The organism is Acinetobacter sp. YH12064, from assembly GCF_013419735.1.
Classification (GTDB): domain Bacteria; phylum Pseudomonadota; class Gammaproteobacteria; order Pseudomonadales; family Moraxellaceae; genus Acinetobacter; species Acinetobacter amyesii.
In genome coordinates, this window is sequence record NZ_VOZP01000003.1 from 108,550 (window position 1) to 131,860 (window position 23,311).

Consider the following 23,311-nt stretch of genomic DNA (forward strand, 5'->3'; position numbering starts at 1 on the left):
TGAACAAGCGGACTTTAAGTCCGCTTTTCTATTGAATAAAAATTGACAGTTCACAGAAAAAAGCTCAGTCTAATTTACAAAATCATTCGAATACTTCATAACTCTGTGAACACGCGACTCTCTTGGTTTCAACAGTTTCAATCCAGTGCAATCATTATGTATTGCCTGCAAATTTGTATTGTTTTGAGTGGCACCACGCTCGGATTATATTTTCTCGGTTTTCATAGTTTTATTGTGCCCGTCACCTTAGGTGCGATTGCTACCGCGCTCACGGACTTTGATGACCGACTCAGCATCCGACTGCGTAATTTGCTCTATGTCTGCGTACTCTTCTTTAGTGTCAGTAGTATTTTAGATTTTCTCTATCCCTATAAGCTGCTGTTTATCTTATATCTTTCACTGTCCAGTGCAGGATTTATTTTATTGGGGGCTTTGGGGCAACGCTATGCCGTCATTTCCTTCGGTACAATCTTGCTCTCTATCTATACCATGTTCGGTTTAGGAGAATATCAAGATTGGTATTTTCAACCCTTATGCTTTGTTCTAGGGGCCTTATGGTATGGCTTGACCTCAATTCTCTTTTACCTGATTAAACCCACCCTACCCGTACAGGACAATCTCTCGCGTTGTTTTTTACAAATCGCCGAAGTACTCAATGCAAAAGCACGCTTATTTGACCCAGATAATGTCGACAATGTGGAACACTTACTGTATGAATTATCACTCAAAAACAGTGATGTCATCCCAAGTTTAAACACGACTAAAGCTTCTTTACTCACCCGTTTAAAAGCTTCAAGAGCCAATAAAAACACCATCTACTGGCTGAATTTATATTTCTTGGCACAAGATATTCACGAACAGGCTAGTGCGAATTATTTACACTACGAACAAATTCATCAGAATTTTAGCCGTACCGATTTAATTTTCCGTTTTCAAAAAAATATTCGATTACAAGCGCAGGCTTGCCAACAGTTGGCCTACTGTATTTTGCATCGACAGCCCTATCAGCCTGATCCCATTACCGCACAAGCACTGGCACATTTGCATGCCTCTTTGCAGGAGTGGATGGCGAATAATCCGCAAAATATAGAAGTGAAAAACCTACAGCTGATCTTGAGTAATTTGGACAGTGTACAAGAACGCTTTTCGCATGTTCAGGATTTAGATCATTCACAGCAACAGGCCTATCAGCAGCATATCGACAACCTCAATTTACTCGATGACGATATTCATGGATGGCATGATTTATGGCTTAAACTGAAACAGCATTTGAGTCCCGAATCTGCCTTATTTCGCCATGCCGTTCGCATCGCTTTTGTCTTTGCGATGGGCTACGCCATTTCGCTACTGCCCTTTGCCAAAAATGGCTACTGGATATTATTGACCAGTTTATTTGTCTGTCAGATGCGTTATTTTGCGACCAAAAGTCGTTTAAAAATGCGGACTTTGGGAACTATATTAGGGGTCTTAATTGGCATTCCTATTTTGTATTTTGTGCCTAGTGTCGAAGGTCAATTACTACTGACGATTATTTTTGGCGTGTGCTTTTTCTATCTGAGTGCCAAAAAATATGCCATGGCGACCCTCATGGCAACCTTAATGGTCTTGCTGATTTTTAATTTAAAAGGCGCTGGTTATGCAGTTATTTTACCGCGTATCGTTGATACCCTACTCGGCTGTTTTATTGCATGGTTCGCAGTGAATGTCATCTGGCCAGATTGGGACTTTCGCAATATTTCCAAGACCATTCAAAAAAGCTCTGCTGCGACCTTGCATTATTTTGATGCCGTAGTTGAGCAATATCTCCATGGGAAAACCAATAGCATTGATTATCGACGTGCCCGTCGTTCAGCCCATAATGCTCAAACTGAGTTGTCGAGCATGATTTCAAGTTTAAGTACCGAGCCTGAACCCGACCAAACTTTGATTCAACATGCTTTTCGCTATTTGGTCTATAGCCATAGTCAGCTCAGTTATATTTCGGCATTGGGGAGCCACCGTGAACAGGTACAAGACCAACAAGTCCTTGAACTGCTGAAATGGTGTCAAAGCACCTTAGACGAAGTCTTAATTCAGCAAAAACCGCTTAACCCTGAGAAAATTCAGCAAAAACTCTTTGAAATTAAAACACTCAGCACTGAAGAAATGCGGTCTAATCACCTACAACTGGTGCTCAAGCAGATCAGTTTATTATTAGAAACATTAGCCGAACTGATTCAGCTTCGAACACAGCTGATTCAGGCAGAAATAAAATAGAATCATTTGAGACTCATGATGAAAATGCTTAGTTTAGGTTTTAGACGCCTCATATTACCTACGATTGTGGCGACCTCATGTTTAGCTGCGTCTTCTGTTTTTGCAGCACCGACAGCACAAGATTTGAAGCGTATTTTGGAATGTCAGGCCGATTATGATACTTATCATGACACTTTGCTCGATTATGAAAAGGCTCTGGGGCAATTGGGCTGGAAACGCCATGATGACCCACATCAACCGTTTATTTATATCTATAAAAATAAGCAGCCTGTTGAATTTTTTGGCATGCCGACCCAAGAAATTGGCCTGTCTTCCAATGCCGTATTCGCGATCTATCGCCAAGCCGATGTGAAAAAACTTGCCCAAAAATATGGTATTGAACAGCATCCGATGTTTGCCGATATGCCATTTTTCCGTGGTGAAAAAATCCTACGTACGGAAGCTGAAACGGATGATCTGCATGCCATCAATCACAAACTGAGCCTGTCTGAAATGACCGGAAAAAGCCCAATGATTTTATTCGGCTGTAACTATGAATTTGATCAAGGTTCGATTGAAGATGCCTTAACGGATCTAGAAGGTTAATCCGAGCAGATAACTCAGAATTAACTTAAAAAACATTTACTTAGATTCAATATGCGAATCAATTATTTCAACAGGAACGCTTCGTTCCTGCTGTGCTTTCAGGTACACTCAAGGCTGAAATCACTTTGAATTTAGACTTCGCATGAATATCAAGACCTTACGCTTTGTAGGCCTACTCGAAGGCATCTCCTTTTTATTATTGTTGTTCATTGCTATGCCAATGAAATACCTGATGGATAATCCAATATTGGTCAAATACGTCGGTATGGGACATGGCGTCTTGTTTATTGCCTTCTTGGTGGTGCTATTTGTGGTCTGTGAAAAGCAAAAATGGTCGCTTAGCGTATTTCTAATGGGCCTGATTGCATCGATTTTGCCTTTTGGCCCGTTCATTTTCGATCGCAAATTAAAAAATGCAGAACAACCGGCAACATCAAATTAAGACGGTATAGAGCAAATAAAAAAGCCCAATGTTGTTCTACACAGCATTGGGCTTTTTCTATGATGGCATGAACTCAAATTTAAAATTCACCCGTCAATTTACGCTGTCGCATAATATCTCGCACCACCAAGCGTGGTAGGCTGAACCACAAGATAATGAGGGTAAATCCTGCCAAACTATAGGCCCAAAGGCCAAAGTTTTCATACAGCACGCGCACGATTTCGATCACGGCAAAGAACGTCAGCATCATGATCACAGACACTGCCGCAGCCACTGTGCCCTTCGACATTTCAGACGACATTAAGGCAAAACGATAGAGCACAGAAAAGCTAATCCCTTCACCAAAACTGACCAAACTCATGCCGAGAATGAGAAAGGTCAGAAAATAACTTTCAGTCATCGTCCCAATCACCACGAGGCTCGTTCCGAGTAACATCAGCGGTAGCCCGATCATCACAGACTGACCTAGAGGCAATTTGTCGATGATTTTAATCAGGACAATATTACCGAGGATCAGCCCGCCCAAAACAGGAAACTGTGCCATGCCGTATTGCATACTACTCAGTCCAAGCTGCTCCACCAATATGACTGGAGATAGCGCAATCCACAGCATCAGTGGCATTGCCACCATCGGTAGACCCAGTGTCAGTGCCAAAAAGCGCTTGTTTTTTAACACCTGTTTAAAGTCATCAATGATATAACCCACCGGTTGCTTGGGGATGCTGATGTGTTGAGTCGGCATCTTGGCTTTTAAACCAAACCAACTCAGAAAAGATAAAAATGCGATTCCAATAAAGCCCCAATGCCATGACACATGATCAATCATAAAAGCACCGAGGACGGGGCCGATCAGTGGTGCCAGTAGTGAGATATTGGCCATGATCGCCATGACTTTGATGGCATCTCGCTCTTCAAAAGTTTCCTGAACAGCAGCATAGCCCACGGCTGAAATAACCGACAAGCCAAAACCTTGTAAAAAACGCAACGTTAAAAAGCTTTCGATATTATGTGTGAGCAATATCGCTAAACAGCATAAGCTAAAGAATGCCACACCACCCAACAAGACTTTTTTACGGCCTAATCGATCTGACAAGGGTCCTAATATCGCAGCGACACAAGCACCTCCCAATAAGTAAAATGACATCGACGAGGGTGCCCATGCACTACTCACACCAAACTCTTGGGTAATTGCAAGCATGGCGGGTTGGACTAAGTCGTTTCCGATATAGACAGAAAATTCAAATAAAACCAATGCCAAGGGAAACATTAAGGTGGCACGACTTAATTTTGTGGTTTGTACGTTTTGCATTGTTATCTACATATCAAATGTGTGCTGTCGAGCTTGAAATGACAAATAGGGAGAGACACTTCAGCCCAATGACGAGCATTGTAATATTAATTTTAAAAATGAATTTTCGGCGTATCCGCCATATGTGCATCGTATTCACAAGACGCTAGATAGAGATAAAATGAACTTCAACGAACCGATCTGTCGGTTTGAGTCCGACTATTTTAACAGTGTTTGCTGGCGTTGTATTGGTCTTTTTATCTAGCCACTTTTATGGCTTTTCATTGTCTGCTTTTTGGATAAAGCGACCTTGTTTTAGGTCCTCATAGGCTTGCATGACTTCTGCAAAATGATTCATCACAAAATAGCCTCGCCCATAGATGGGTTCATTTAAAGGCTGCGCCGATAAATACAATATGTGGCTATCTTCGACTGCCGTCAATTCGACATTTTCACCTTGGCTCGACATGACTGCCATATGCTGTGCATTTAACTGTTCATCTGTTTCAGTAAATTTCAGTTTGCCTGAGCGTAAATACACAAGTGTGGTATCCCCTTCTTGTGCAGGTAGTGTGATACTTTGATTGGCACTGACAAAGACATCAAATACTTGCATGGGTGTATGTGTCTCTGCAGGGCCGTGGGCCGTTAAATATTGCCCTGCAATGATCCGTACATAACCGGCATCTTGGGCTAAATTGACCTTTGGAATACTGGCTTTGGTTAAGCTCTGATAGCGTGCAGGATTCATTTTATCTTTAGCAGGTAAATTGACCCACAATTGCAATATTTCAAATGCTCCGCCCCGCTGTGCAAAGGCTTGGCTAAAAACTTCTTCGTGTTGTATGCCTGAAGCTGCAGTCATCCACTGTACATCTCCCTCACCAATGACACCACCGCCGCCAGTCGTATCATGATGTTCAAGTTCACCTTTAAACACCAAGGTGACGGTTTCAAAGCCTCGATGTGGATGTTCCAATACGCCTTTTTTCAGTTTGGTTGGTTGCAGTACTCCAGGCCCTAAATGGTCGAGCAATAAAAACGGCGAAACGGTATTGCCCAACTCATAATGGGAAAATACTGAAGTCACTGGTGCAAAGTCACCCACGGGTGAACCTGAGTCATTAACATGAATAAAAGCGAGGGTTTTCATCATAAATTTGAAATCTGATCATGATTTGAATTCGGTTTTATATTATTAAAAACTATACGAACTCACGAGAAAATTTTTAGGATTGAATATTCTATGTTTAGGATGAAAATTAAGATACGCGGAAACTCATCCGCAACTGTCCGAGTCAGGACACATTCAATATGTAAAGTTTCTGCGACCTACACAATTGAAGATGGTATTTGACGAGTTTTGGGATGAAAGATGGTTTTGCTACTTTTGCCGAAACAAAAGTAGATACGAGCTCCAATCATCGAATTTAAAATGAAAGGACCCCGTCATGCTGAATATTTAATAAGAAATTTAGACCTTAACTTTTTATAATTTAAGGACACTTCGCCGATTGGAAAGTCTTGGTATTTTTACCACGTTGGCACTGATATTCCTTTTGCGTATTTACACGCTCCCAGTTACCATCCACCAATCTAAAACTATAAATGGTACGAACCGATTTCACCGAATCATCCATCAAACCTGTTTCCGTCACTTTCACCTGCCCCGCATTTGGCGACTCAACACGGTTAAAGTACTGACGAATTTCCACAGTCGACAGCTCTTTACGCAAATCAGGACGTTCTTTTAATACCTGATCGAGTGGCGTTGCAGAAGAACCGACTTTAGACACAATTTTCTGCGTTGTCGCACAACCCGCCAACATCCCCACACACAATGCAGACACAGCAATTAAACGATACATAGAAGCAACTCAAATTTATTATTCAGACCTATCATGCCGAACATTTGTCCAAAACACTATTTAAGCAATGTAAAAGAAGTAGTCCAGTCCACAAAATCAACGTGCGCTCTCTCATCCATGTGCGGCTAAAAAGGCGTGCTATAGCCATAAAAAAACGCACCCGAAGATGCGTTCTAGTACGTCTTTAAAAAATTAAAGATCGAACAATTTACCTGGGTTCATAATTGCATTTGGATCGAATACTTTTTTCAATGCTTTCATATATTCGATTTCTTCTGCTGAACGTGTGTAATCGAGGTAAGGCTTCTTAGTCATACCTACGCCATGTTCTGCTGAAATTGAACCGTCATATTTTTTCACAGTTTCAAATACGTATTTGTTTACCACTTGGCATTTTGCAAAGAATTCATCTTTACTTAAATCCGCAGGTTTCAAAATATTTAAGTGCAAGTTACCATCACCAATATGACCGAACCAGCAAATTTCAAAGTCTGGGTAGTTCGCTTCCACAATTGCATCAATTTCTTTAATAAATGCAGGCACATGTGTAATCAGAACTGAGATGTCATTTTTGTATGGTGTGAACGGTGCGATTGACTCTGAAATGTCTTCGCGTAAACGCCATAAGCTATGTACTTGGTCTAAGCTTTGGCTCATCACGCCATCCAGTACCCAACCTTGTTCCATGCAATGTTCAAAGATTTCCATTGCCGCATCCATGATCGGTTCAAATGGTGCTTCAAACTCAAGTAATACATAGAACGGACATGGTGTTTCAAACGGACGTTGCACATGACCATTGTCCAATACTTTTTGCATCGCAAGTTCACCAAAGAACTCAAATGCAGTCAGGTCGATTTTCTTTTGGAAGGCATGCAGAACAGGCATAATCGCATCAAAATCAGGGACACCAAGCACCAACACTTGTAAGTCATGGGGTTGGCGTTCAAGTTTGATTTCAGCTTCCGTCACGAGGCCCAAAGTCCCTTCACCACCAATAAATAAGTGTTGAAGTGCATAACCCGTCGCGTTTTTGATCATGCCTTTGTTCAAGCGCAGGATGTCACCTTTACCAGTAACCACAGTCATGCCCAACACCCAGTTACGAGTCATGCCGTATTTGATAACTTTAATACCACCCGCATTGGTACCAATGTTGCCGCCAATTTGAGATGAACCTGAAGATGCAAAATCAACGGGGTAGTACATGCCTTGTTCTTCAGCATAGTTCTGAAGTTGTTCAGTCACCACGCCTGCTTGTACGCGAACCATACGGTCAGCTGGGAAGAATTCCAAGATTTGGTTCATCTTGTCCATGCTCACCACGATTTCACCGTTGGCAGCTACAGCACCCGCAGATAAACCAGTACGGCCGCCACTTGGGGTAATCGCTACATTAAATTGGTTTGCCAGCTTAACAATTTGTTGAACTTGTTCTGTGCTTGAAGGGAAAACGACGACCGACGGATTTGGATCGAAGTGCTTAGTATGGTCACGACCCCAATTTTGGAGACTATCCGCATCGGTTTTAATTCGGCTTTCGCCAACAATAGCGGTCAATTGGGTCAATAACTCTGGGGTTAAAGCGACTGGAGCATTCATCGTTTTCAGACCTTGCAAGAAGTAAACAAGTTTTTTTAAAGGTCCAGACTTCATTCAGTCAAAACTGCGGTAACGCATATTTCAAGGGAAAAAGCCTGAAACAGAGCGCATCAAAATGTCAGGAAATTGGTCATGATGATTTTGAGCGGCACCATTATAAGCTATAACTGGGCTTTTTTTGACAAAACCCAAAGAAAAACGTGATTTCAAAATGTCACGAGAAATATGACCAAGTTAATTAGACCAAATCTAAAAAATATTGACTCATCATTCGCCAAAATAGCCATGACGTCAGTCATAAAGGAAATGTATATCAGGCGACTTCCTATGCTATTATATGCGCACTAAATTTGGCCTTTGTAGCGGAGCCGTAATGAGCCAACATCTTTCTTTACCTAAAGATAAAATTCGTTTCTTGTTGTTAGAAGGCGTTCACCAAAACGCAATCGACACTCTAAATGCTGCTGGATACACCAACATTGACTACCGTAAAACTGCGCTTGAGGGTGAAGCGTTGAAAGAAGCGGTTAAAGATGCTCACTTCATTGGTATTCGTTCACGTACTCAATTAACTGAAGAAGTTTTTGAAGCGGCGAACAAACTGATTGCTGTGGGTTGTTTCTGTATCGGTACAAACCAAGTGAACTTAAATGCTGCAATGATTCGCGGTATTCCAGTATTTAACGCACCATACTCAAATACGCGTTCAGTTGCTGAACTAGTACTTGCTGAAGCGATTCTATTACTTCGTGGTGTTCCTGCAAAATCTGCTTCAACTCACCGTGGTGGTTGGAACAAGTCTGCAGTTGGTTCATTTGAAACTCGTGGTAAAACTTTAGGTATTGTTGGTTACGGTTCGATTGGCTCGCAACTTTCTGTACTTGCTGAAAGTTTAGGTATGCACGTAATTTATTACGATGCTGTAACTAAACTTCCAATGGGTAATGCACGTCAAGTCGGTTCTATGGGTGAACTTCTTGCCAATGCAGACGTCGTATCTCTACACGTTCCAGACGTTCCATCAACTCGCAACTTCTTCGGTAAAGAGCAATTTGCTCAAATGAAAGAAGGCGCAATCTTCCTCAATGCTGCACGTGGTACATGTGTAATCATTGAAGATCTTGCTGATGCAATCAAATCTGGTCATATTGCTGGTGCGGCTGTAGACGTATTCCCTAAAGAACCTAAAGCAAACGGTGAAGAATTCGTTTCTCCACTTCGTGGCTTAGACAACGTGATTTTGACTCCTCACGTGGGTGGTTCAACCATGGAAGCGCAAGCGAACATCGGTCTAGAAGTGGCTGAAAAATTCGTTGCTTACTCTGATAAAGGTATGACTTTATCTGCAGTGAACTTCCCAGAAATCGCGTTACCGTTGACTGAAGGCAAACACCGTTTACTTCATATCCACAAAAACGTGCCAGGCGTTCTTTCAAAAATCAACAACTTGTTTGCTGAACACGGTATCAACATCTCTGGTCAGTCTTTAATGACCAAAGGCGATGTGGGTTATCTTGTGATGGACGTTGATGCAACTGCATCTAAAGAAGCTTTGGATACTCTTCACGAAGTTGAAGGTACCATCCGCGTTCGCGTATTGTTCTAATTTAATTAGACACTGAAGCCACAGCCTTCGGGCTGTGGTTTTTTTATTGTAGTAGACTTTTAAAATCTGGCTTTTGCCAATCTCCCGCTATTCGAGTCATCGAAACAAATTTAGTCTATGCCAAATTTTAAAATTACCCCTGCTCTACAAGCACCACTGATCTTGCTTATTGCAATGATCAGTATGCAAAGCAGTGGTTCGTTCGCTAAGTACCTGTTTGGTCAGTTTCCCATCCTGACCGTATCCGCGATGCGTTTACTGCTTGGTGCATTAATCTTGGCGATTATCTTTAAAATTTGGCAAATCAATTTTAAACAAGTCAAATGGTCTGCAATTATCAGCTATGGCTGTGCGCTTGCAGGCATGAATATGCTGTTTTACTTGTCCATTGATCGCCTACCTCTCGGCATTGCCGTCTCTTTTGAATTTATTGGTCCGCTCAGTGTCGCACTATTTGCTGCACGCCGAAAATTTGATTTTATTTGGGTCGGACTGGCTATTTTAGGCCTTATCCTACTTTTTCCTTTTGACCAAGCTGTACAACGACTTGACCCAATTGGGATCTTGCTTGCCCTCGGTGCAGGTGCGTGTTGGGCACTCTATATCGTGGCAGGTCAAAAACCATCAGGGGTCTCAGGCAATCATACCGTTTGCTTAGGCATGTTCGTCGGCATGTGTGTTCTGATACCCATCGCAATCTTTGCAGGTATGCCGGTAGAGGCGTTTGAGCCAAGTAGTCTGCTGTATTTTATTGCACTTGCGACCTTAGCTAGTGCTTTACCTTTTACTCTAGAAATGATTGCGCTACGTAACATGACTGCGCTGAGTTTCGGTACACTCATGAGTTTGGAACCCGCTGTTGCCGCTCTCTCGGGTTTTATCTTTTTGCATGAACAATTGTTATGGACACAATGGTTGGCATTGGCAGTGATAATCAGTGCTTCGATTGGCTGTACTTATACCACGCAAAAGGCCAAATCAATTTAAATTCAAACCGCCTTAATCTTTTGAAAATATCTCCATTTTTTATTTTGAATTTAAAAATGGTGGCGATTTAAAGACGATTTTTTATATTCAATTTTTTTAAATTCAAAACCTGCAAATTGCATTTCTGCCTCTGAAAAGTCATCAATAATTCAATATTAACCGCTATACTGAGCAGAATTAAAAATTGGGGTACTTTGTTCCCCCCACCACAGCGTGCCGCATGCCAAACTCACAATTATTAGCAGTCGTTTTCATGGTACTTTCCATGATCTCCTATCAAATCAGTGCATCATTCGCCAAGCAATTATTTTTGGTGCTTGATCCACTCAGTGTGACCATTTTACGTCTCTGTTTTGCTTCAATTATTATCTGCTTAATGTTTCGTTCATGGCACATTTTAAAACGACTGTCGTTTTTAAAATGGCGTGATCTGCTCTGCTATAGCGCAGCACTGTGCCTCATGAATGTCTTGTTCTATATGTCACTGGGCAAACTCCCTCAAGGCATTGCCGTAGGACTCGAGTTTATTGGGCCGCTAGGTTTGGCACTGCTGTCGATTAAAAATCGTAGTGACTATATTTGGGTGTTTTTGGCGATCTTAGGGATTGCGTTGATGGTACCTTGGGGGCAAGCTCAAAGTGGTAATTTCTCAATATTTGGAGCAGCTTGTGCCTTAACTGCGGGGCTATGTTGGGCATTCTATATTTACTTTGGACAAAAAGTGGTACACCAAAATATTGGTATGCATGCACTGACCATCGCCATTAGTTTATCGGCATTGACCTTATTACCCATCGGCCTCTATAACAACGCATCAGCTTTATTGGATACGCAATATTGGCCTAAAGCCTTGTTGATTGCGATTTTAGCTACAGCCATACCTTATGCCCTTGACCTCAAAGCGTTGAAGATTCTAAGCAAACTGAGTTATGGCACATTGTCGAGTATCTCACCTGCTTTGGCAGCCATTACGGGTATGGTGGTATTGGGGGAACGCATTAATATAGGGCAATGGCTTGCTTTGGTGTGTATTATGCTTGCCTCGGTCGGGGTGACAATGCGCTCCTCTCGCACTACAACGACTAGCGGATCAGACTAAATTTTTATATTTATAGTTGAAACAAAAAGACGGCCTCTGCCGTCTTTTTTTTGATTTTGCATTCGTCTTCAGGCTTCACTTGCGTTTATCCCGTCAAACTGTCTTTATCTGCTTTCTTGTATTTCTTATATTCCGCCAAATATTGTTTGGCTAAACTTTCCTTTTGTTTTTCATCTAAGATTTTACCTGCTTGCTGAAAAAAGCCATGTTCTTCTTCCTGCAAATGATGATGTACCGTTTCAGATAACTTTTTCGCAATTGCCAACCAACCTGGATTACTAAATTCAGTTTCCGTCAGTTGCTCTAATAATTCATCCATCTCATGATGTTCCGCCAATGCATGACGGGTGATGTTTAGGCCTGAATCAGTCATCATTAACGGGATGTAAAAATAACGATCTTCGCCAACAGCATGAGCAAATAACTCATTTTTGAGCAGCTCAAATAAATCTCGACGCTCAGGTGTATCCCCTGATGTTTGAATGAGTTTTTCAACAAGTTCTCGTTGCTTTTCATGACTTTGGCGTAAAGCTTCAAATATATTCATTGTAGTGATGACCTCTGATGCTTAGCTAATTGTGTATTATGCAATTTAATTATTATCCACAACTCAAACGAGTCGCTTATTTTCATACTAATCATTTCAGCGACAGAATTCAGCAACGCTCTGTTAAGATTTGTTTTAAGCTTGTCCCGTAAAGGTTTGATAACCCAACCGTATAATCAAAATACTCACCAAAATCAAAAATAGAATTCGAATAAAGCCACTACCGTATTTAATTGCCGCACGCACACCAACGATCGAGCCTAAAATATTTGCTACAGCCATCATTAAGCCTATCGCAAATAACACATGGCCAGTGGGCGCAAAAAAACTCAGTGCAGCTAGATTTGTGGTTAAGTTGGCGACTTTTGACAAAGCAGAGGCATGTAAAAAGTCTGCTTGTAGATAACGAATAAAAAAGAAAATAAAGAAACTGCCAGTGCCAGGTCCAAAGATGCCATCATAAAAGCCAATCACCAGACTACCAATAGCGGCAAAACCGAGGATTTTAGGAGTCAGTTCTTGGCGTACATGCACCTGACCAAATTGTTTTTTGGCAAAGGTATAAATCGCAATCACGATCAACATGACCAAAACGAAAGGACGTAAGACTTCTTTTGGAATCATTGATACACAGGCTGCTCCCACAAAGGAGGCAACAAATGCACAGCTTGCAATGACCGCAAGTAATTTCCAACGGAGTTTGACTTGGCGTAAAAAAGAATAGGAAGCTGACGCTGTACCAAAAATCGAAGACAACTTATTAGTGCCAAATACGGTCGCTGGAGATAAGTGCGGCATGGCATTCATAATGGCAGGAATTTGAATCAGTCCGCCACCGCCAACAGCTGCATCAATTGCACCAGCAAAAAATGCAAAAAATAGCAGGCTTAAGATGATTTCAATTTCCATAATTTGGCTTCAGTGGCTGTTAATGACTATTCAAGATTTAATACACGTTTTGGTACTAAGCGCTTACGATCGGTAATTTCCGCTAGACCTAAGCAACGCTCACCTTCAAATACCAAAACCTGCGCTTCCGCAGCATGCTCAATATTACTTTCCATTCCACGACTAAAATATTCAGCTCGACCTTCCGGCGCTTGCACTTTGCAGAAATGATCGACAGGCGAATACACCGGCAGCAATAATGCTTCACGCTCAGCTTCGGTCAGACTCTCTAAATATTCAATAGTGTAAGTTGGATTGAGATCAAAATGCCCTGTTTGCGTACGGTGTAGATAGGTCAAATGTCCAAAAGTACCCAATGCTTTGGCAATATCTTCGCCTAAAACACGAATATATGTGCCTTTGGAACAGGTGATGTCGAGTGTAATACTATTCTCATTAAATGATAATAACTCGATGGCATAAATCGAAATTGGACGTGCTTCACGCTCAATTTCTATGCCTTTACGCGCCAACTCGTACAGCGGGCGACCTTCTTTTTTCAATGCCGAATACATGGGTGGAATTTGTTGAATATCCCCTACAAATTGCGCCAAGACATTTTGAATATTTTCTTCAGTCAATGTTGGAACAGCTTGCTCTAATAGTACTTCACCTTCCACATCACCCGTCGTGGTACTGTGTCCTAAAAAGACGGTGGTTTTATAACGTTTAGTCGAATCCAATAAAAAATGCGAAAACTTTGTTGCTTCACCTAAGCAAATTGGTAATAAACCTGAGGCTAATGGATCTAGCGCACCTGTATGTCCTGCTTTTTGTGCTCGATACAACCAACGCACTTTTTGTAATGCAGCATTCGAGCTAATGCCCAAAGGCTTATTTAATAAAAATACACCATGTACAGGACGACGCTGAATCTTAGGAGAAGCTTTTTTCATGACTAAAATAGGGCAAAAAGAGAACTGCGCCATGGTATCAATCCATGCTAAGCGTTTACAACTTTTCTATGTTTTTATCTGCATTTTATGTCATATTGAGTTCGCATTTAGAACTCTAGAACAATTAAAAACGGAATAAAGGTGCATTGGGATATGCAAAAAAATAAACTTTGGCTCATCATAGCCTTGGTCGTTATCGCAGTTGCTGCATTCATATATTGGCTTGCGCCAAAAGCATCACAAAATGATCCTTCAGATCAATCGATTCAACAACAAAATACGCCTTTAGCTCAGGGCGAAACCGCTACGGCTCAAGCAACAAGCGGTTCTTCGCTGCTCAGTCCAAGTCAACAAGACACGGAAGTTAACTGTCAAATCAGTATGGATGGTTCAAACCGTTTGATCGTGAATGAACAAACACGGAATTGCTTTGAATATTTCATTACTCAGTATGGTGAAAAGTCGTTAGATCAAATTAAAAAGGATTTTAAAGCCTACATTGCACAAGGTCATAAAGAACCTGCGCTGTCCCAAATTTATGATTTGTGGGATCGTTATATGAAATATCGTGAACAGTTAGGTCATTTACAGCCACCAAGCGACGACAAAGAATCACCACAATACTATCGCTCGATCTACAGCAGCACCCAGAATTTAAGAAAACAGTTCTTTTCTGATTATGAAATTGAAGGTTTATTTGGCAAGGAAAATACTTATCACGAATACACGCTGAAACGGATGGAAGTAGTAAATGACAAAAAACTATCTGAATCAGAAAAAGCCAAAAAACTAAAAGCCCTGTTTGATGAACTCCCAGAAGATTGGAAAGAAAATCTGGAACAAATCAATAAACTTGAAGATTTACGCAAGCTCACAGCAGACATTAAAGCCCGTGGTGGTTCAAGCGAAGAAATCCATCAAATGCGGTTAAATTTAGTGGGTCCAGAAGCTACTCAGCGCCTTGAAAATCTAGACAGCCAGCGCAGCTCTTGGAAATCTAGCGTAAATCAATACCTCACAGAGCGTGACAGCATTGTGAAAAGCAATATGAGTGACAGTGCGAAACAACAAGCGGTGCAGCAACTCCGTAATCAACATTTTAAATCGAAGGAAGATCAGCTCCGCGTCAGTACCTTTGAATCTGTGCATGATCAAGGTGGAAAATTACCTTTCGCAGAATAACTGCAAACAACAATTTAAAAACAACCTCAATTTCAGGATGAAATGATGAAAAAACCACAAGCTCTTTTATGCGCAATCATCGCTACATCAGCAGCGATCGCCAGCACACAATCCCAAGCGGCGGCAGGACTCCAACATGTCACCGCCAACAGCTCGGCAAACTATGCCAAGACCAAATATCCGATTGTGTTTACCCATGGTATGTTCGGGTTTACTCGCATTGGTTTTGACAGCTTTGGCATGGATTATTTTTATCAAATTTTGCCAGATTTAGCTCGTAATGGGGCCAATACCTTTGCTGCCCAAGTTTCACCGCTAGAGTCGACAGAAGTCCGTGGTGAGCAATTGCTCTCTCAAGTCGAAGAAGTTCTTGCTCTGACCGGCCAACCCAAAGTGAACCTCATTGGTCATTCACATGGTGGACCGACAACTCGCTACATTGCAGCGATCAAACCTGAATATGTGGCTTCGGTGACTGGGGTTGCAGGCACTTATCGTGGCTCTCTAGTCGCAGATAAAATCCAAGCGAATAAAACCATTAATTCAGTCTTTGGGGTCCTTGGCGATCAACTCTTAGCACCGATTATTACTTGGGCTGAAGGCAACTCGAGTCTACCCAACAGTGTTGATGCATCACTTACCGCGATCAGTGAAAAAGGTTCTGCTGAATTTAATGCAAAATTTCCAACCGCAGCACTGGCTGCGAACTGTAATCAGTCGGGTGCCAAAGTCGACAATGGCGTGTATTACTACTCATGGACAGGTACAGCACAAACCACGAATCTATTAGATGTACTAGATACAGTGATTAGTCAGCTTGCCCCTTTGGCCTATGGAAATCGTGACAATGACGGTTTGGTTGGACGCTGTAGCACCCACATCGGACAAGTAATCCGTGATGACTACAATCACAACCACTTAGATGAAGTGAATATGGTCTTTGGTCTACGCAGCCTATTTTCACCTGACCCAGTTGCGCTCTACCGCCAACATGCCAATCGTTTAAAATTACAGGGACTGTAACTTCAAAAAGTTGGCTCCCTTTCAGCACTGAACAGGACGTCTTTGGACGTCCTTTCTTGTTTACAATTTTTTTATTTGTACGCATTAAACAATTTAATTCAATAAGTTATTAAATGATAACAACTAAAATAAATAGCAAAAATAAAAGACGAATGTATATAAATATACTTGTCACCTCAATGCCGTCCATGTCCTAAAATGACATGGAATTTCAAACCGAGCATGAAAAAATGACAAGGCATCTTTGTCTATTCAAACTCTCTAAAATCAAAGATATGGCTTGGCCAATCACAAAGATGTTACTTAAAAACAGAGAGTATTTTCATTATTAAAAAGTAATAAAAACAACATCAGATCAAGGAACATTTATGCGATCTTTAGTAAACACGGCCAAGATGGCCTCTGTAGCTGCAATTGCAAGCTTAGCGATGAGTATATCGGCAAGCACTCAAGCTGCGCCTAGCGTCCTCCAGGTGAAGGAAACGGCAAAATCTGACTACGCAAAAACCAAATATCCAATTTTAATGGTGCATGGTTGGCTCGGTTGGTCACGTATCGGTACCGACACCATTGGACTGGATTATTGGTACCAAATCTTGCCAGATATGGCACGAAATGGCTCAACCGTATTCGCAGCGCAATTATCTCCTGCAAATACTACAGCACATCGTGGTGAGCAGTTAATTGCACAAGTTGAAGATGTTTTGGCTATTACAGGGAAGCCAAAACTTAACTTAATCGGCCACTCTCATGGTGGTCCAACTGTATTGTATGTTGCTCAAACAAAACCACAGTACATTGCGTCTATTACAGGTGTTGCAGGTACCTATCACGGCTCTAAAGTAGCGGATGATATTCAAGGCAACTCACTTTCTCGTACTGCCTTCAATATTTTAGGTGATTATATTGTCGGCCCACTGATTGCTTTAGGTCAGGCAAAACCTGAGCTTGAAATTGATTTCGATGCTTCTATGAAATCATTATCACAAACAGGTTCTGCTGCATTTAACAGTACGGTTGCAAAATCTGCTGTAGCTGACGGTGTTTTGGCATCTTCAGAAAATTGCAGTAAGAACTTAAAGCAAGTCGACAGCAAAGGCATTCAATACTATTCATGGACCGGTGTTGCGCAAACCACAAATCTACTTGATATCGACACGATCCTAATGCAACTCGGGCCATTGTCTTATGGCAATAAAGACAATGACGGTATGGTTGCACGTTGTAGTGCTTATATCGGTAAAGTCATTAATGACAGTTACAAACTTAACCATACCGATTTAGCCAATATGATGTTCGGCTTAACAGGTCTATTTGCACAAGATCCTGTGGCGCTGTACCGTCAACATGCAAACCGTTTAAAACTGCAAGGACTTTAATTCTTATCGTTGAAATTTAAATGCAATAAGGGGGCTTCGGCCCTCTTATTTGCTTTTATCAATCTGAAAATTCGTGATCTTTTATTTTGTTACATTTAGCGTCACAGTTAATCTTTTTCAATTTGCAACAGGTGATCTTTATTGCTTTATTAGAAGTGACAATAAATATTGTCATAAAACAATAATACATTGAGGATCGCTCATGAAATACGGATCATTTTTAGCAGGTTTAATTGCAGCTACGTTCATCAGTAATGTATCTGCATCGCAAGCAACCCAAGTCACTGCCAAAGCTAGTTCCAGCTATGCAAAGACCAAATATCCAATCGTATTTAACCATGGTATGGGTGGTTTTATTACCGTTGGTACGGACTCATTTGGACTCGACTATTGGTATCAAATCCTTCCTGATCTTGCCCGAAATGGTGCAAATGTTTGGGCAACTCGCGTATCGCCTTTTAACTCTACCGAAGTGCGTGGCGAACAGCTTCTACAACAAGTTCTTGAAATCCAAGCACTCACAGGTGCGGATAAAGTGAATTTAATTGGACATAGTCATGGTGGACCAACGATTCGTTATATTGCCGGTGTTCGCCCAGATGTCGTGGCTTCATTAACCAGTGTTGCAGGACCTCATCAAGGCTCCCCTGTTGCAGACTTAATTTTAAAAGCTGAAGGCACCGCTGTCGAAGCACCCTTGGTTGGAGCTGTGAATTTTGTCTCTAAAGCCATCGTTTGGGCGCAAGGTCTAGATCCAAAGACTTACCCTCATGATGCATTGGCAGGTGGTTCAAGTTTAACGCTAGCGGGTTCTGCAAAGTACAATGCCGCATTCCCTCTGGGCTTGCCTAAATCCAATTGTGCTGATGGCAATAGCGTTGAGAAAGGCATTTATAACTATTCATTTACAGGTGTGGGCCAAATCACCAATATTTTAGATTTAGACTCAGCCCTAAAAGTGACCGCATTACTGATCGATGGCGGAAAAGACAATGATGGCCTCGTATCACGCTGTAGTGCCAAGTTTGGTAAAACCATTCGTGATAACTACAACTGGAACCATTTAGATGAAGTCAACCAAGTGCTTGGTCTCAAAGCGTTGTTCGCACCAGATCCTGTCGATGTTTATCGTCAACATGCCAATCGTTTAAAACTTCAAGGTTTATAATTTAGTAAAGCTATACATTAAACCCTGTAAATTCAGGGTTTAATGATATTTTCATTAATCTATTTACAAAATATCTTTCATTCTGTCGATTAGCTCTCACATTTTGCTTTCCTTTTTTTATAATCCTTAATGACAATAAAAATTGTCAGATAGGCAATTTTGTCTATTTCCAAACTGAACTAAATCACAGTTTGAATACCAAAACAAAAAGAAAGGAATGAAAAATGAAAGGAAAATTGCTCTTCGCCACGCTCCTTGCAAGTATGGCAGTGACCCAAACGCATGCTGAATTGGGTATACAGCAAGCGACCACTAAAAAAGTCATCGACAATTATGCTGAAACCCAATACCCCCTAGTGTTTGTACACGGGATGTTTGGTTTTAACCGCTTAGGCGGTGCCGTTTTTGGTCTAGATTATTGGTATCAAGTTCTCCCCGATTTGGCAAGCCATAAGGCAACGGCCTTTGCTACTCAAATCTCCCCATTGGAATCCATTGAAGTTCGCGGTGAACAACTGTTAGACCAAGTTGAACAAGTGGTTGCAATTACAGGCAAACACAAAGTGAATTTAATTGGTCATTCACATGGTGGTCCTACGGCTCGATATATTGCTGGTGTACGACCTGATTTGGTTGCCTCTGTCAGTACAGTTGCAGGCACCAATGACGGTTCACCTGTGGCGGATTTAGTACAGAGTGTGCCGATTTTAAATGGCGTATTAGCGACAGTTATGGATGCCTTAATGACCCCAGTGATTAACTTCGCCCAGCAGTCGAATCTGCCTTCAAATTTTAAAGCTTCGATCTACAGTATGTCTCAACCAGGTGTGAAAGCTTTTAATGCAAAATTCCCGCTCGGTATGCCTACAACCAAATGTGCTGATGGCCCAAATGTAGCCAATGGCATTAGCTTCTATTCATGGACAGGTATATCTAACACCACCAACTTACTTGATCCAGATACGATCTTTACTGCAATGGGGCCAATAGCATTTAGCGGACAACCGAACGACGGCTTAGTGAGCCAATGCAGCAGTAAATTGGGTAAAACCATCCGTGATAATTATAAGTGGAACCATTTCGATGAAGTCAATCAAGTATTAGGCTTGAAAGGCTTATTTGCACCAGACCCTGTTTCAGTCTACCGTCAACATGCCAATCGTTTGAAACTTCAAGGGTTATAATTTTCTTTCTTGCATAAAAAAATGCGCCTAAAGGCGCATTTTTTTACAGCGTTGTAAAACAAATTATTTTGCTTTACGAGCTGGTAATTTTTCACGAATACGTGCAGCTTTACCAGACAATTCACGTAGGTAGTAAAGTTTAGCACGACGAACGTCACCACGACGTTTCACTTCGATACCAGCAACGATTGGTGAGTGAGTTTGGAATACACGCTCAACACCGAAACCACTAGAAATTTTACGTACTGTGAACGCAGAGTTCAAACCACGGTTTTTCTTAGCAATTACAACACCTTCAAATGCCTGAAGACGTTCACGCTCACCTTCTTTTACTTTTACTTGAACAACTACTGTGTCACCAGGAGCAAAAGCAGGGATGTCTTGTTTCAACTGTGCATTTTCAACAGCTTGTACTAAAGGATGTTTACCGCTCATGGGGTATCTCCAATTATGCGAGTTAGAAGAGGTCTAATCATCGCTGGGGCTAGAGGCTAAAGCGCATAGACCCGATTGACTTTCCCTTTATGCTTGACCGCTTCAATGCATAAAGAGCCTAATATAAGATTTAAAAAATTTAAACCTGGGAATCTTTTAGCCATTTCTTTTGCTGCTTGGTCAATTCAACTTTTTCAACCAACTCAGGTCGGCGTTCTAAAGTGCGTTGATATCGCTGCAAAAACCGCCACTTCTCAATATTGGCATGATGTCCCGATTTTAATACTTCAGGAACATCTAAACCTTCAAAATGGTCTGGCTTGGTATATTGTGGGCAATCTAAAAGACCATCCACAAATGAGTCTTGCACATGTGATTGCTCATCAGACATTGCACCCGGAAGTCTCCGAATCACACTATCCAATAAAACCATCGCAGGAAGTTCACCACCAGATAAAACGTAATCGCCTATTGACCATTCCTGATCAACATATTGTTGGATCAAACGCTCATCTACACCTTCATAACGACCACACAATACAATCAATCCATCATATTTGACGAAATCTTGTACCGCAGGTTCATTTAAGGTTTTTCCTTGCGGCGACATATACACCACAGGGACATGAACAGCACCCGCTTGCTTGGCAAGCTCTTTGGCACGATGAATTGCTTTCGCTAATGGCTCAGCCATCATCACCATACCTGGACCACCACCAAATGGACGTTCATCCACTCTTTTGTAGTTGCCCTCAGCAAATTCGCGTGGATTGATACAATGAACTTGCACAATGTCACGTTTTGCTGCGCGCCCGCTAATACCGTAGGCTGTAATCGCTTCAAACATTTCAGGAAAAAGCGTAATGACTGCAAAAAACATCGCAGACTCCTCTATTTTCCTGCTGCGTCAATCCTTAAAGGATTAATAATCTACGCCCCAATTTACGTAGATACGACCAGCTTCGAGATCAACACGCTGTACTACATCTTTATGCCATGGAATCATTCGCTCTTCGCTATCGACACTGTCAGCAGTAGCGCGAACTACCATCACGTCGTTAGCACCTGTTTCAAACAATTCGTGGATTTGACCGAGGTTGACTTCTTGTTCATCTTCTCCAAGACCTAACACTGTTAAGCCCTTCAAATCTGACCAGTAATACTCGTCCACGCCTGCTTGAGGCAGTTGCGATTTAGAAATCCAGATATTTGCGCCAACCAAGTTATCTGCTGCGGTACGATCACTCACACCTTTTAGCGAAACAACCAAGCCTTTGCCATGTGGTTTCCAACGTTTTACATCTACTGTTTGCCAACCTGCTTTGGTCTCAATGTACCAAGGGAGGTAGTCAAAAATATTGCTCATAGGTTCTGTATTGGAATAGACCCAGAGCCACCCATTTAATCCATATGCTGAACGTAGCTGTCCAATCTGAATACGATCTTCGGGAACATTCTGTGTTGGTGTCATGGGTAACCTACTACTAATTAAGCAGTAGCTGCAGCTTTCTTAGCTTCAGCAGCTAAAGAAGCAACACGTTCTGAAGGTTGAGCACCTTGTGAAACCCAGTGAGCAAAACGGTCAGCATCTAAACGAAGTTTTTCTGCTTTACCTTGAGCTGTAGGGTTGAAGAAACCGATACGTTCGATGAAACGACCGTCACGTGCATTACGGCTATCAGTCACAATGATTTGATAGAACGGACGTTTTTTAGCACCACCGCGTGCAAGACGAATAACAACCATGATAGAACCTTATAGTTTTTACGGATTATCCCTGTACCGACCATCGATACATTTCAAACCCCTTTCATAGAGGGCAATATTTTACGTGAAATTTGCCCTGAATGAAAGATCAAAAAGTGTTTATCCACAATTTTGAATTTGAGGTTATTAGTTATTCCAAGATGAAGTATCAGTAAGATCAGCAATAGTACAGGTTCGGCCTTTGGACCAATATTTTTGACTCCTATGATTTATACATATTGAGCCATCATTTTGTTGAGATGTTCCTAAAACTGGTGTTGCAATCAATGCCCAAGTTGTAGGTGTAACATTGGTCAATTGAATAGTATATAAAACTGTACCTTGACTAGGAATTTTCCCAGAATGCTGTAAATCATTTAACGTCATCGGCACTTCAACATTATTTATCAATGGGACGTATGAAAAATTCGCAATTTTAAAACGCTGAATTCGGTTTGCTAGGTCAAGCATTTCAGACTGTGCTTCAGCTCTCTTAGTTTTTCTAACATGTTCTTGGTAAGAAGGATAAGCAATGGCGGCAAGTATACCTAAAATTGCAACCACAATCATAAGCTCAATAAGTGTGAAGCCTTTTGTCATACGATTCACCATTCTTCACGCCCCGTATTTTCTGTACCACATGAAATAGATGCAGAATCGATAAGACTAGCCGTTTTATTTTTACACCGTACACCAGTACTAGACATTAAAAAATTGTAATTCTTTGGATCTGTAGCCAACGCTGTAATTAACCATGTCTGACCACCAACACCTGGTACTACTGTAAAATTATATTTTACAGCAGCCCCCGTCGCACCTCTAGGCTGTACATTCATCCCTGACGGCATTACAAAACCTTGATAATTAAAATTTCTAGATTTATGACGATCTAAAGCCATAGCGATTTGTTGTATTTGATCTTGAGCCTGCGTAGCCTGAGACCGACGAATGTACTCTTGATAAGATGGAATTGCAATTGCGGCAATAATTGCCACAATCACCACTACTACCATCAGCTCGATTAGTGTAAAGCCTGATTGGAAAAAGTTTTTTCTTTTCATTCCCCCCCC

24 protein-coding genes are annotated in these 23,311 nt (G+C 41.5%); 11 read left to right on the plus strand and 13 right to left on the minus strand.

What is annotated here, in order from left to right:
* The first annotated feature begins 105 nt into the window (after positions 1 to 105).
* The 3 genes from yccS to FTU13_RS03870 all read left to right on the plus strand — a co-directional run bounded on the left by yccS (position 106) and on the right by FTU13_RS03870 (position 3,283).
* Positions 106 to 2,256, plus strand: coding sequence for a YccS family putative transporter (gene yccS / locus FTU13_RS03860; RefSeq protein ID WP_373423859.1), 2,151 nt, complete (start codon positions 106 to 108; stop codon positions 2,254 to 2,256).
* Positions 2,257 to 2,271: 15 nt separating this feature from the next.
* Positions 2,272 to 2,841, plus strand: coding sequence for a hypothetical protein (locus FTU13_RS03865; RefSeq protein ID WP_180126884.1), 570 nt, complete (start codon positions 2,272 to 2,274; stop codon positions 2,839 to 2,841).
* A gap of 142 nt (positions 2,842 to 2,983) precedes the next feature.
* Positions 2,984 to 3,283 (plus strand): DUF3817 domain-containing protein, encoded by a 300-nt coding sequence (locus tag FTU13_RS03870; protein ID WP_078189335.1) that lies wholly within the window; start codon positions 2,984 to 2,986, stop codon positions 3,281 to 3,283.
* Positions 3,284 to 3,362: 79 nt separating this feature from the next.
* Here the strand turns inward: FTU13_RS03870 and FTU13_RS03875 are convergent, their stop codons facing one another.
* The 4 genes from FTU13_RS03875 to FTU13_RS03890 form a co-directional block, all read right to left on the minus strand.
* On the minus strand, positions 3,363 to 4,592 hold the full coding sequence (locus tag FTU13_RS03875; protein WP_078189336.1) for an MFS transporter: 1,230 nt from the start codon (positions 4,590 to 4,592) through the stop codon (positions 3,363 to 3,365).
* Positions 4,593 to 4,842: 250 nt separating this feature from the next.
* Positions 4,843 to 5,724 (minus strand): pirin family protein, encoded by an 882-nt coding sequence (locus tag FTU13_RS03880; RefSeq protein WP_180127031.1) that lies wholly within the window; start codon positions 5,722 to 5,724, stop codon positions 4,843 to 4,845.
* A gap of 343 nt (positions 5,725 to 6,067) precedes the next feature.
* Positions 6,068 to 6,439: a hypothetical protein gene (locus tag FTU13_RS03885; protein ID WP_180106875.1), complete on the minus strand. Its 372-nt coding sequence runs from the start codon at positions 6,437 to 6,439 to the stop codon at positions 6,068 to 6,070.
* Positions 6,440 to 6,631: 192 nt separating this feature from the next.
* On the minus strand, positions 6,632 to 8,041 hold the full coding sequence (locus FTU13_RS03890) for an FAD-binding oxidoreductase (protein WP_078189543.1): 1,410 nt from the start codon (positions 8,039 to 8,041) through the stop codon (positions 6,632 to 6,634).
* Positions 8,042 to 8,414: 373 nt separating this feature from the next.
* Between FTU13_RS03890 and serA the strand changes: the two genes are divergently transcribed.
* The 3 genes from serA (at position 8,415) to FTU13_RS03905 (ending at position 11,733) form a co-directional block, all read left to right on the plus strand.
* Complete coding sequence (gene serA / locus FTU13_RS03895; RefSeq protein ID WP_180021554.1) at positions 8,415 to 9,647, plus strand: phosphoglycerate dehydrogenase; 1,233 nt, start codon at positions 8,415 to 8,417, stop codon at positions 9,645 to 9,647.
* Between the two features lie 117 nt (positions 9,648 to 9,764).
* Positions 9,765 to 10,634 (plus strand): EamA family transporter, encoded by an 870-nt coding sequence (locus FTU13_RS03900; protein WP_180126886.1) that lies wholly within the window; start codon positions 9,765 to 9,767, stop codon positions 10,632 to 10,634.
* Positions 10,635 to 10,854: 220 nt separating this feature from the next.
* Positions 10,855 to 11,733, plus strand: coding sequence for a DMT family transporter (locus FTU13_RS03905; protein WP_180126889.1), 879 nt, complete (start codon positions 10,855 to 10,857; stop codon positions 11,731 to 11,733).
* A gap of 85 nt (positions 11,734 to 11,818) precedes the next feature.
* On the opposite strand, the gene FTU13_RS03910 is transcribed toward FTU13_RS03905, so the two are convergent.
* From FTU13_RS03910 to truB, 3 genes are all read right to left on the minus strand, one after another.
* The gene (locus tag FTU13_RS03910; RefSeq protein ID WP_180126891.1) at positions 11,819 to 12,280 is read right to left on the minus strand and encodes a hemerythrin domain-containing protein; all 462 of its coding nucleotides are present in this window, start codon (positions 12,278 to 12,280) and stop codon (positions 11,819 to 11,821) included.
* Between the two features lie 135 nt (positions 12,281 to 12,415).
* The gene (locus FTU13_RS03915; RefSeq protein ID WP_180121399.1) at positions 12,416 to 13,189 is read right to left on the minus strand and encodes a TSUP family transporter; all 774 of its coding nucleotides are present in this window, start codon (positions 13,187 to 13,189) and stop codon (positions 12,416 to 12,418) included.
* A 26-nt stretch (positions 13,190 to 13,215) separates the two neighbouring features.
* On the minus strand, positions 13,216 to 14,124 hold the full coding sequence (truB, locus tag FTU13_RS03920; protein ID WP_180127033.1) for a tRNA pseudouridine(55) synthase TruB: 909 nt from the start codon (positions 14,122 to 14,124) through the stop codon (positions 13,216 to 13,218).
* A gap of 153 nt (positions 14,125 to 14,277) precedes the next feature.
* On the opposite strand from truB, the gene FTU13_RS03925 reads away from it, so the two are divergent.
* From FTU13_RS03925 to FTU13_RS03945, 5 genes are all read left to right on the plus strand, one after another.
* Entirely contained in the window at positions 14,278 to 15,306 is a 1,029-nt protein-coding gene (locus tag FTU13_RS03925) for a lipase secretion chaperone (protein ID WP_180126893.1), read from the plus strand.
* A gap of 42 nt (positions 15,307 to 15,348) precedes the next feature.
* Positions 15,349 to 16,329, plus strand: a complete 981-nt coding sequence (locus FTU13_RS03930) for a triacylglycerol lipase (RefSeq protein ID WP_180126895.1) — start codon at positions 15,349 to 15,351, stop codon at positions 16,327 to 16,329.
* A gap of 368 nt (positions 16,330 to 16,697) precedes the next feature.
* Positions 16,698 to 17,708: a triacylglycerol lipase gene (locus FTU13_RS03935; protein ID WP_180126897.1), complete on the plus strand. Its 1,011-nt coding sequence runs from the start codon at positions 16,698 to 16,700 to the stop codon at positions 17,706 to 17,708.
* Positions 17,709 to 17,910: 202 nt separating this feature from the next.
* Positions 17,911 to 18,876 (plus strand): triacylglycerol lipase, encoded by a 966-nt coding sequence (locus tag FTU13_RS03940; RefSeq protein ID WP_180126899.1) that lies wholly within the window; start codon positions 17,911 to 17,913, stop codon positions 18,874 to 18,876.
* 224 nt (positions 18,877 to 19,100) lie between these two features.
* A complete protein-coding gene (locus FTU13_RS03945) occupies positions 19,101 to 20,060 on the plus strand; it encodes a triacylglycerol lipase (protein WP_180126901.1) in 960 nt (319 codons plus the stop codon).
* 63 nt (positions 20,061 to 20,123) lie between these two features.
* On the opposite strand, the gene rplS is transcribed toward FTU13_RS03945, so the two are convergent.
* The 6 genes from rplS to FTU13_RS03975 form a co-directional block, all read right to left on the minus strand.
* A complete protein-coding gene (gene rplS, locus FTU13_RS03950; protein WP_078189351.1) occupies positions 20,124 to 20,495 on the minus strand; it encodes a 50S ribosomal protein L19 in 372 nt (123 codons plus the stop codon).
* 139 nt (positions 20,496 to 20,634) lie between these two features.
* Complete coding sequence (trmD, locus tag FTU13_RS03955; RefSeq protein ID WP_180024307.1) at positions 20,635 to 21,375, minus strand: tRNA (guanosine(37)-N1)-methyltransferase TrmD; 741 nt, start codon at positions 21,373 to 21,375, stop codon at positions 20,635 to 20,637.
* Between the two features lie 42 nt (positions 21,376 to 21,417).
* Positions 21,418 to 21,966, minus strand: a complete 549-nt coding sequence (gene rimM, locus FTU13_RS03960; RefSeq protein ID WP_078189353.1) for a ribosome maturation factor RimM — start codon at positions 21,964 to 21,966, stop codon at positions 21,418 to 21,420.
* A 17-nt stretch (positions 21,967 to 21,983) separates the two neighbouring features.
* Positions 21,984 to 22,241, minus strand: a complete 258-nt coding sequence (gene rpsP / locus FTU13_RS03965) for a 30S ribosomal protein S16 (protein WP_078189354.1) — start codon at positions 22,239 to 22,241, stop codon at positions 21,984 to 21,986.
* A gap of 147 nt (positions 22,242 to 22,388) precedes the next feature.
* The gene (locus tag FTU13_RS03970; RefSeq protein WP_249708865.1) at positions 22,389 to 22,841 is read right to left on the minus strand and encodes a type IV pilin protein; all 453 of its coding nucleotides are present in this window, start codon (positions 22,839 to 22,841) and stop codon (positions 22,389 to 22,391) included.
* A gap of 5 nt (positions 22,842 to 22,846) precedes the next feature.
* Positions 22,847 to 23,302 carry a type IV pilin protein gene (locus tag FTU13_RS03975; RefSeq protein WP_180126905.1) on the minus strand — a complete coding sequence of 152 codons (456 nt, stop codon included), beginning with the start codon at positions 23,300 to 23,302 and terminating at the stop codon, positions 22,847 to 22,849.
* Positions 23,303 to 23,311: the final 9 nt, after the last annotated feature.